We start from the raw sequence: 2,750 nt of genomic DNA on the forward strand, positions 1-2,750 counted from the left end.
TGAATCTTGCTTATCTCATCTACTGCCTTTACTTCTACTATTACTTTATCTTCTACTATCAAATCAGCTACATATATTCCTACTTCTTTTCCTTTATAGAATATCTCTATTCTCTTTTGAGCCTCAACTTTCATCCTTTTTAATCTTAACTCACAAACAACTGAATTCTCATAAACTTTCTCTAAGAACCCACATCCAGGAATATTATGAATTTCAAAGTCAGCATTTAAAATTTGATAGGTTATCTCTTTATACTTAAACCCTTTTTCCATCTACATCTTTTTTAAATACACACAGATTAACTCATTTAATTATCTGTGTTTATCTGTGGTTATCTGTGGTTATCTGTGGTTATCTGTGGTTCTTGAAACACTACTACTCCTTTTGTTTAAATTATATCCATTAATTATGTTATTGTCAATAATTTTATTTAATTTTTCTTTACAATTCCAATAAAATATGCTATTATAAAATAAAGTTAGGCATCAAGAGAAAAACTTAAACATACGAGGAGGATGAAAAATGGAAAAGGATGTTGAAATAAAGTTTGATGATATTGGGGTTGAGGAAGAAGAGAGATTTGCAGGGCAACATGTGGCTATACTCGAGGGCAAGGTAGAGGGATGGGGAAGTAATGTCAAAGAGGCGTTTGATATGGCTAAAAGAAAGTTCCCTCAAAAAGGAAGTGAGGAAATGTTGTTAAGGTTCATCCCCCAGGAAGGTTTGTTGGTTTTATGAAAAGCTACATCTTCCACTATCGGAAGGAAAAGACTAAAGAAGGTGAGATAGTCTATAGACCAGTAGCCTATGTGCATCTTAAAGCCAAGGATGGAAAGTGGTATCTCTTTGACCCGTATATCGACTCAGGTGCAGACCTCTGTTTGTTTACAAGATCAGACTGCAATCTCTTAGGATATGAATTGAAAGAGGGAAGGGAAAGGCTTATTGGGGGAGTCTCTGGAGGTTTAATAAGGACATACATCCATCAGATTCTCTTGAGGATTGGAGAAATTGAACTTACGGTAGAGGTTGCTTTTGCAGAGTTAGAGGAGGTTCCAAGACTACTTGGCAGAAAGGATATTTTTAATCGCTTCCAGATAAACTTTGATGAAGAGGAACTAAAGATCCACTTTACTCCAAAGGAGAAAGGAGTAGAATAAATAAATCAAAGAAGATAGAGGTGATGGGTAGCAATTTCTTAGAGATAGAAATAGCAACCAATAAAAGCCTAAAGTCGCTGCACCTGACCGCCAACAGTGTGGCGGTTTTTCAAAGTTCTATACTCTATCAAAGTTTAGTGTTTTTTTAAAGTTCTGTGCCCATCCTGTTGGCGGCAGGTGAGCTCAATCGTTAAGTGAAACAGAATTACAAAATAAATTAAGGAATGAAAAGATGCAAATAGAAGATACATTGACCAAGAAAAACAAAGAACTATTATTAGCAAAGTCTGATTTTTTATCCACTATTTCGCATGAGTTAAGGACCCCTTTAACATCTATCAAGGCATTCACGCAATTATTATTATCTGACCCTGATGGAAATCTTAAAACACGAATAGAATATTTGAATATAATCAATAGTGAAATTGATAGGTTAACTGTATTGATTAATGACCTGTTGGACTTGACAATGATGGAAGCAGGTAAAATGGAATTTGAGGAAAAGGAGTTAATAATCGAAGAGATTATAAAATCTGCAATTGATGCGGTTAATTCATTTGCCAGGGAAAGAAATATTGAGATAAAAACCGATTTAGAACAAAAATTACCTGCTTTAATCGCAGATGAGGAAAAACTTACTCTACTAATGACCCATTTGTTAAACAATGCGATTAAATTTAATAAAGATAGCGGATTAGTAGAAATTAAAGCAATACTACTAAAAGAGCCTAAAGAAGAGATTCAAATTAGCGTAAAAGATACTGGTATTGGCATTGCCCAACAAAATTTTGAGGTAATATTTGAGAAGTTTAAGAAGGTAGAGGATAATATTTTTCCATCAGGATATCAAGGAGCAGGATTGGGATTAACTTTATGTAAAGAGATTGTAATGCACTACAAAGGCAAGATTTGGGTAGAGAGTGAGTTAAATAAGGGCAGTACATTTTATTTTACATTACCGATAGAAAAAGGTAAGCGTTCGGTGGTGTAGAAGCCTCTCGGATAAATAGGGATTAGGGTTAATTTTAAGGAGTAACAAGTCTGTTAACAATACATGGATGTTTAGGAGGAACTTTTTCATTATTTTTTAATTTTCTTGTTGGTTTTCGTTTGACAGGAAGTAAGAGATTTTTGAGAGGAGTAGGAGATTCTGGGTAGATACGATTTATGAAGTCATAGAAAGTGCCTACACCGGGGACATCATTAGGGTTAAATCCTGAGATGATGGCTAATAAAGGAAAGACTTTCAATTGAGAGACCCATGCAGAGATACTATGGATTTTAAGGAAGGTCATAAGGATTAAGGAGTGGAGCATAGCGATAGGGGCACGCGATTTTTTCCCTCTGGGTTTTTGGGAATAGAGTGACCAAAGTATCTCTTTGGCAGGAGAGAAGTCAAGAAGAAAGACTTTAACAATTTGAGTAGCAGAGAAATATAAGATTTTTTCATTAAGTTGATTTTTACTGGAGTTTCGTGAATTTTCCATGATTCCTTTCTTCTTTAATCTTTGCGTTCTTTGCGGTCGATTTCTTTGCGTTCTTTGCGATTAAAAAAGGATAAACCACAAAGGGAAGAAAATAGGTGAAGCA

General features: G+C 34.8%; 5 protein-coding genes. 3 read left to right on the forward strand and 2 right to left on the reverse strand.

Features of this window, described 5'->3' with window-relative positions; translation table 11 throughout:
* Positions 1-272 (reverse strand): GxxExxY protein (locus tag AB1414_18670; protein ID MEW6609438.1); only part of this gene is annotated, 272 nt, incomplete at its 3' end.
* Between the two features lie 250 nt (positions 273-522).
* On the opposite strand from AB1414_18670, the gene AB1414_18675 reads away from it, so the two are divergent.
* From AB1414_18675 to AB1414_18685, 3 genes are all read left to right on the forward strand, one after another.
* Positions 523-738: a DUF5678 domain-containing protein gene (locus AB1414_18675; protein ID MEW6609439.1), complete on the forward strand. Its 216-nt coding sequence runs from the start codon at positions 523-525 to the stop codon at positions 736-738.
* Positions 735-1,160 (forward strand): retropepsin-like aspartic protease, encoded by a 426-nt coding sequence (locus tag AB1414_18680; GenBank protein MEW6609440.1) that lies wholly within the window; start codon positions 735-737, stop codon positions 1,158-1,160. The genes AB1414_18675 and AB1414_18680 overlap by 4 nt, the downstream gene beginning before the upstream one ends.
* 232 nt (positions 1,161-1,392) lie before the next feature.
* Positions 1,393-2,151: a HAMP domain-containing sensor histidine kinase gene (locus tag AB1414_18685; protein ID MEW6609441.1), complete on the forward strand. Its 759-nt coding sequence runs from the start codon at positions 1,393-1,395 to the stop codon at positions 2,149-2,151.
* 34 nt (positions 2,152-2,185) lie between these two features.
* Here AB1414_18685 and AB1414_18690 read toward each other — a convergent pair whose 3' ends face one another.
* Positions 2,186-2,647, reverse strand: coding sequence for a hypothetical protein (locus AB1414_18690; GenBank protein MEW6609442.1), 462 nt, complete (start codon positions 2,645-2,647; stop codon positions 2,186-2,188).
* Positions 2,648-2,750: the final 103 nt, after the last annotated feature.

Source organism: bacterium (genome assembly GCA_040755795.1).
Taxonomy (GTDB): Bacteria; UBA9089; CG2-30-40-21; order CG2-30-40-21; family SBAY01; genus JBFLXS01.

Coding starts and splice junctions, on each gene's coding strand:
- AB1414_18675 (MEW6609439.1), top strand. CDS start 523: ATGGAAAAGGATGTTGAAATAAAGTTTGATGATATTGGGGTTGAGGAA.
- AB1414_18680 (MEW6609440.1), top strand. CDS start 735: ATGAAAAGCTACATCTTCCACTATCGGAAGGAAAAGACTAAAGAAGGT.
- AB1414_18685 (MEW6609441.1), top strand. CDS start 1,393: ATGCAAATAGAAGATACATTGACCAAGAAAAACAAAGAACTATTATTA.
- AB1414_18690 (MEW6609442.1), bottom strand. CDS start 2,647: ATGGAAAATTCACGAAACTCCAGTAAAAATCAACTTAATGAAAAAATC.